General features: G+C 76.0%; 7 protein-coding genes. 2 read left to right on the top strand and 5 right to left on the bottom strand.

Features of this window, described 5'->3' with window-relative positions:
- Nucleotides 1-19: 19 nt before the first annotated feature.
- Genes ACFWDO_RS00555 through ACFWDO_RS00570 form a run of 4 tightly spaced genes read right to left on the bottom strand, consistent with a single transcriptional unit; the run spans nucleotide 20 to nucleotide 3,060 of the window.
- Entirely contained in the window at nucleotides 20-589 is a 570-nt protein-coding gene (locus ACFWDO_RS00555; RefSeq protein WP_380318377.1) for a hypothetical protein, read from the bottom strand.
- A complete protein-coding gene (locus ACFWDO_RS00560) occupies nucleotides 586-828 on the bottom strand; it encodes an acyl-CoA carboxylase epsilon subunit (protein ID WP_380318380.1) in 243 nt (80 codons plus the stop codon). The genes ACFWDO_RS00555 and ACFWDO_RS00560 overlap by 4 nt, the downstream gene beginning before the upstream one ends.
- A complete protein-coding gene (locus ACFWDO_RS00565) occupies nucleotides 825-1,400 on the bottom strand; it encodes a hypothetical protein (RefSeq protein ID WP_380318383.1) in 576 nt (191 codons plus the stop codon). Before ACFWDO_RS00565 ends, ACFWDO_RS00560 begins: the two co-directional genes overlap by 4 nt.
- A 31-nt stretch (nucleotides 1,401-1,431) precedes the next feature.
- Nucleotides 1,432-3,060, bottom strand: coding sequence for an acyl-CoA carboxylase subunit beta (locus ACFWDO_RS00570; RefSeq protein WP_380318387.1), 1,629 nt, complete (start codon nucleotides 3,058-3,060; stop codon nucleotides 1,432-1,434).
- Between the two features lie 120 nt (nucleotides 3,061-3,180).
- Here ACFWDO_RS00570 and ACFWDO_RS00575 point away from each other — a divergent pair, with 120 nt between their 5' ends.
- Both ACFWDO_RS00575 and ACFWDO_RS00580 read left to right on the top strand, forming a co-directional pair.
- The gene (locus ACFWDO_RS00575; protein ID WP_380318390.1) at nucleotides 3,181-4,044 is read left to right on the top strand and encodes a biotin--[acetyl-CoA-carboxylase] ligase; all 864 of its coding nucleotides are present in this window, start codon (nucleotides 3,181-3,183) and stop codon (nucleotides 4,042-4,044) included.
- 19 nt (nucleotides 4,045-4,063) lie between these two features.
- Nucleotides 4,064-5,134 (top strand): adenylate/guanylate cyclase domain-containing protein, encoded by a 1,071-nt coding sequence (locus ACFWDO_RS00580; RefSeq protein WP_380318393.1) that lies wholly within the window; start codon nucleotides 4,064-4,066, stop codon nucleotides 5,132-5,134.
- Nucleotides 5,135-5,152: 18 nt separating this feature from the next.
- Here ACFWDO_RS00580 and ACFWDO_RS00585 read toward each other — a convergent pair whose 3' ends face one another.
- Complete coding sequence (locus ACFWDO_RS00585; RefSeq protein WP_380318396.1) at nucleotides 5,153-6,025, bottom strand: helix-turn-helix transcriptional regulator; 873 nt, start codon at nucleotides 6,023-6,025, stop codon at nucleotides 5,153-5,155.
- Between the last annotated feature and the right edge of the window lie 191 nt (nucleotides 6,026-6,216).

The following is a 6,216-nucleotide window of genomic DNA, read 5'->3' on the forward strand; positions in this document are numbered from 1 at the left end:
CGCCCGGGAACGAACCGGGTCAGCGGCCCCCGGCGCGGCGGCGCAGGGCGTCCGCCCAACCGCGGTGGTAGCGGGCCACGACGGTGTCCGTGCCCGGTGCCCACCAGACCGCCACGGGGTCGCCGTCACGCGGCGGCTCGGTCTCGTCGTCGGACGGGCGCTGCAGGTAGGAGAACGGCTGGTCGTCCGTGCCGTCGTCGGTCGGATAGGCGACCACGCCGCTGACCAGCAGGCCCGAGCTGGTGCGCCGCTCGCGCACCATGACCGACCCGGTGACCGACCGGGCGCCGGCGGCGAACGCCTCCGCGGACCGCGCCTCGGTGCCCTGCCGCTGGTCGTCGCGGTAGCGCACCAGCGCGGCGACCGCGGTGACCATGAGGCCCGCGAGCATGCCCATGAACAGCCACAGCTCGAGCGCCCCGGAGGGGTTCTCGATCATGCGCCGCACCACGTACAGGCCGATGCTCACGACCAGCGCGGGGGCCCAGAGCCAGCGGCGCAGCCAGCCCGGCCGCGGGGGATCGGGGAACTCGTCGAGCGGGGCGTCGACGTCCTCGGCCCGCTCGACCTGCTGCCAGACGACGCTCACGACTGCAGGCTCCAGCGCCACGCGTCGGCGTTGTGACGGCCCCACCGGCCGCCGAAGTTCTTCGCCGTGACGCCGGCGCCGTTGCCGCGCACCGTGCGGGCGCGGTTGGTCCACTCCTCGACGGGCGCCTCGTCGTCGGGCAGCCCGGTCGCGGACGCCACCGCCGCGAGGCCTGCCACCAGGGCGGCGACCTCCACGTCGTCGGGGCGGCCGCGGACCACGCGCACCTCGCCGGTCACCGCGGGCCCTCCTCGTCCTCGTCACCCAGGTCGTCGTCGGTGAGCTCGTCGTCGAGGTCGTCGTCGCCGAACTCCACGGCGGCGCCGCGCGACGTCGCCCACTCGGCGACCTCGTAGCCGCCGTCGAAGAGGCGCTGGGCCACGTCGGAGCCCGCCTCGTCGAGCAGCTCCACGACCCCGTCGAGGGTGGCGGCGCCGCCCGGCGCCGGGTCGGTGACCACGAAGCCGAGGTAGAAGACCTCGGCCGGCACGGCGCCCTCGGGGGCGTCGTGCGTGTGCTCGTCGTCCTCGTCCTCGCCCTCCCACACCGAGCTCGTGAGGTCGGGGTGCATGCCGAGCCCGTCGTGCAGGGCGTCGAAGACGGCGGCGTTGAGCTGGCCCACCTGGTTCTCCAGCGCGAGCACGCGCGGGTCCTCGTCCGCCTCGGCCGCGCCGAACTCGGCGCGCACGCCGACCGCGGTCTGCACGTACTCGTGCAGGGCCGCGGCGAGCGCGTCGACCGCGCGGTGCATGGGTTCGGGGTCCACCGACCCCAGCGGGGCCGGTCCGTGCGTGGCGTCCTCGTGGCTCATCGGACGATTGTCCCCCAGCAGGTCGGTCGGGTCACAGCGGGATGTTGCCGTGCTTCTTGGGCGGCAGGCTCGCGCGCTTGGTGCGCAGGGCCCGCAGCGCGCGCACCACCTGCACGCGCGTCTCCGACGGGCGGATGACGGCGTCCACGTAGCCGCGCTCGGCCGCGTCCCACGGGTTGACGATCGCGTCCTCGTACTCGGCGACCAGGCGCGCGCGCTCCGCCTCGACGTCGCCGCCCGACTCCGCGACCTCCTTGAGCGCCGAGCGCTGCAGGATGTTCACCGCGCCGGACGCGCCCATGACGGCGACCTGCGCCGTGGGCCAGGCGAGGTTGACGTCGGCGCCGAGCTGCTTGGAGCCCATGACGATGTACGCGCCGCCGTACGCCTTGCGCGTGATGACCGTGACCAGCGGCACCGTGGCCTCGGCGTACGCGTAGATGAGCTTGGCGCCGCGGCGGATGATGCCCTGGTGCTCCTGGCCGACGCCGGGCAGGAAGCCGGGCACGTCCACGAACGTCAGCACGGGCAGGTTGAACGCGTCGCAGGTGCGCACGAACCGCGCGGCCTTCTCGGCGGCGTCGATGTCGAGCGTGCCCGCCATGGCCAGCGGCTGGTTCGCGACGATGCCCACCGACTGGCCCTCGACGTGGCCGAAGCCGATCAGCACGTTCTGCGCGAACAGCGGCTGCACCTCGAGGAACGAGTCCGGGTCCAGGACGGCCTCGACCACGGCCCGCATGTCGTACGGCTGGTTGTCGCTGTCGGGGACGATGGCGTCCAGCGCCTCGTCGTCCTCCGTGACCTCGAGCGGGGTCTCGTCCTCGGGCGGGAACGACGGCGCGTCGCCGAGGTTGTTCTGCGGCAGGTAGCCCACGAGGTGGCGGACGTAGTCGATCGCGTCGTCCTCGTCGGCGCCCAGGTAGTGCGCCACCCCGGACGTCGTGTTGTGCGTGCGCCCGCCGCCGAGGGTCTCGAAGTCGACGTCCTCCCCGGTGACCGTGCGGATCACGTCCGGGCCGGTGATGAACATGTTCGACGTGCCGTCGGCCATGACGATGAAGTCCGTCAGGGCGGGGGAGTAGACCGCGCCGCCCGCGCTCGGGCCGAGGATGAGCGAGATCTGCGGGATCACGCCGGAGGCCGCGACGTTGCGCCGGAACATCTCCGCGAACTGCGTCAGCGCGGCCACGCCCTCCTGGATGCGCGCGCCGCCGCCGTCCGAGATGCCGATGACGGGCACGCCCGTGCGCAGCGCGAGATCCTGCACCTTGGCGATCTTCTCGCCGTGCACCTCGCCGAGCGAGCCGCCGAAGACGGTGAAGTCCTGGCTGAACACGCACACCTGGCGGCCGTCGATCGTGCCGTGGCCGGTCACCACGCCGTCGCCGGCGACGCGGCGCTTGTCGAGCCCGAAGTTGCGGCTGCGGTGCATCGCCAGGGCGTCCAGCTCGACGAAGCTGCCCTCGTCGAGCAGCGCCTCGATGCGCTCGCGGGCGGTCTTCTTGCCGCGGGGGTGCTGCCGCGCCTTCGCCTTCTCCTCGGCGTCGACGACGGCCTCGGACCGGCGGCGCTCCAGGTCGGCGAGCTTGGCGGCGGTGCCGGGGCGGGGGGCGGTCTGCTCCTGGTCGCGGTCCTGGGCGGGGGTGGCGTCGTTCACCCGACCGACCCTAGTTGGTGGGTTGCCACGCATCGATGCGCGACAGGCTGCGGCGGGCCGGGATTCTTTGGAGGGACCCCACAAAGGTCGGGCGGCCCCGCGGTGGGGCACGATCGGGGGGTGAGCCGCGCACCCCTCGACGTCCCCGCTCTGCATCGCGACCTGGTCGCGCCGACGGGGCCCCTCCGCCGCCTCGACGTGGTCGAGGTCTCTGCCTCCACCAACACCGAGCTGGTGGCCGCCGTGCGCGCCGCGCCGGGCGAGTGGCCCGCCCCCGCGGCGCTCGTCGCGGAGCACCAGGCGGCGGGCCGTGGGCGCGCCGGGCGTGCCTGGGAGACCCCGCCGCGCGCCGCCCTCACCGTCTCGGTGCTGCTGCGCCCGCGGCTCGCGCCGTCCGCCCTGGGCTGGCTGCCCCTGCTCGCGGGCCTCGCCGTCGCGCGCGCCGTCGACGCCGTCGGGGTGCCCGGCGCCGCGGTGAAGTGGCCCAACGACGTGCTGCTGCGGGCCGCCGACGACGCGGCCGGGCTCGGGCCGTTCCGCAAGGTGGCGGGCGTGCTGGCCGAGGTGGTGCCGGCCCCCGCCGGCCAGGGGCCCGCCGTCGTGGTGGGCGTGGGGTTGAACGTGGACCAGCAGGCGGCCGAGCTGCCCGTCCCGACCGCGACGTCGCTCGCCCTGGCCGGGGCGGACGCCGACCGCGGCGCGCTGCTCGCGGGGCTCGTGCGGGAACTCGTCGGCGTCGTGGGCGAGCTCGAGGCCGCCGGGGGCGACCCTGTCGTGGCGGGGCTCGCGGCGCGGTACGCGGCGGCGTCGGCCACGCTCGGCACGGCCGTGCGCGCCGAGCTCGCGGGGGGCCGCGACGTGGTGGAGGGCGAGGCCGTGCGGGTGGCCGCTGACGGCGCCCTGGTCCTGGCGACGGGGGCGGGGGAGCGGACCGTCACGGCCGGCGACGTGCACCACCTGCGGGCCCAGCCGGGACACAGGTGACGCTGACTACAGTGGGGGCGTGACGAGCGACACCACCACGGGACCCGACCGGCCGATCGACGACGAGGCCCGGCGGCCCGGGGGCAGGTCGGGGGACACCGCGGCCCGGCTGGACGAGGAGATCCTCGGCGGCCCGCGCCGGTACACGCTGTGGGACCTCGTGGAGGGCACGGGCCACTCGCAGGAGTTCATCGAGAACTACTGGCGCTGGCTCGGGCTGCCGGTCACGCACCCGGACGAGGTCGGGTTCACGGACGCCGACATGGAGGCGCTGCGCGAGATCGGCGAGCTCGTGGACTCCGAGCGCCTCGACGAGCAGGCGCAGATGACGCTGATCCGCTCGCTGGGGCACACCACGGACCGGCTCGCCCTGTGGCAGGTGGAGGCGTTCGTCGAGCACCTGAGCCGCCGCGACGGCCTGGACGACGTGAGCGCGCGGCTCGCCGCCCTCGAGCGCGTGCCCGACCTGGCCGACCGGCTCTCCCGGCAGCTCGAGCACGCGTGGCGCCGCCAGCTCGCGGCGCTCACCGGCCGCCTGGCCACGGAGTTCGGTGGCGCCCGCGGCACGCACGCCGCGCACGCCGACGAGCTGCCGCTGCCGCGGGCTGTGGGCTTCGCGGACATCGTGTCCTTCACCAAGCGGACGGCTGGCCTGGGGTCGCAGGAGCTGTCGGAGTTCGTGCAGCTCTTCGAGTCGCGGGCGCGCGACGTCATCACCGAGGCCGGCGGCCGCGTCGTGAAGACGATCGGCGACGCCGTGCTGTTCGTGGCCGACGACGTCACGACAGGCGCCGAGGTGGCGCTGGGCCTGGCGGCACCGCACGCCACGGAGGCGGAGATCCCGGTGCGGGTCGGCTTCGTCTGGGGGCGGGTGCTGTCCCGGTTCGGCGACGTGTTCGGCTCCGACGTCAACCTCGCCTCGCGCATCACCGAGCTCGCGGAGCCCGCCACCGTGCTGGTGGACCCGCACACCGCGTCCCTGCTCGCGTCGTCGTCCCGCTACGCGCTGACGGCGCAGCCCGCGCAGGAGGTGCAGGGCATCGGCGAGATCACGCCGGTGCGCCTGCAGCGCGCGTACACCGGGGCCTGAGCCCCGCGACCGCGCGGGTCAGGACGCGTCGCTGCGCACCACGCGCAGGGTGCGGTCGCCGGCGGCGAGGTCGTCGAGGGCCTGCGCGGTCGCGGGGTCTGCCGGGAGCCACACCTCGACGCGCAGGTGGTCGCCGCCGCCGGGGACCAGGACCTGCGGCTCCACGCGGAGCGGCCCGGCGGTCGGGTGGGCGAGGCGCAGGACGGCGTCCCGGCCGCGGTCGGCGACGGGGCGTGCCCACCGCTCGGTGAAGGCGGCGCCGGCCAGGACCGTCAGGGCGTCCGCCAGCTCGCCGAGGGCGGGGTCGGACGGCACGGACCCGCGCTGCAGGTCGGCGACGACCCGGTCGGCGACGGCGTCCCAGTCGGGGAACACCTCGCGGGCCCGGGGGTCGGTGAGGACGGCGTGCGCCACCGTCGGCGCCCCGGCGTCGAGGAGGCCGGCGGGCGCGAGGAGCGCCCGGTAGGCGGGGGTGCACGCCAGGACGGTGCCGAACCGGTCGAGGAGCGCGGCGGGCGCCGGGGCGAGCCGGTCGAGCACCGCGCGGGTGCCCGCCGGGACGTCCTCGGCCGAGGGCACGGCCAGGCAGACGCCGGCGCCCTGCGCGTCCTTGGAGGCGAGCAGCAGCACCTGCCGCTCGTCGTGCCCGAGGCGCAGCGCGTCGGCGAGCGCGCCCATCACGGCCGGCGAGGGGCGCCGGTCGCGGCCCTGCTCCAGCCGGGTCAGGTACTCGACGCTCACGCCCGCGAGCACCGCCAGCTCCGCGCGCCGCAGCCCGGGGGTGCGGCGGCGTCCGCCGGGCGGCATGCCCACGTCCTCGGGCCGCACGGACTCGCGGTACGCGCGCAGCAGGGAGCCGAGGTCCCGCTCGATCCGGTCGGCGTCGGTCATGCGGGCAGCCTAGGCGCGCCCCGCCCCCGCAGGGTGGCCCTGCCGGGGCCAGTCCCACGGCGGCCTCCCCGGGGCACGACGGCGCGCCGAGGGTGGTGGACGGGGGGGGGGGGCGGGGGCGGGGCCGCCCCCCCCCCCGAGGGGTGGGGGGGGGGGGTGTTTTAAAAAAAACAAAACCCCCCAACACCCAC

The organism is Isoptericola sp. NPDC060185 (genome assembly GCF_042728595.1).
In the GTDB taxonomy this organism is placed as follows: Bacteria; Actinomycetota; Actinomycetes; order Actinomycetales; family Cellulomonadaceae; genus Isoptericola.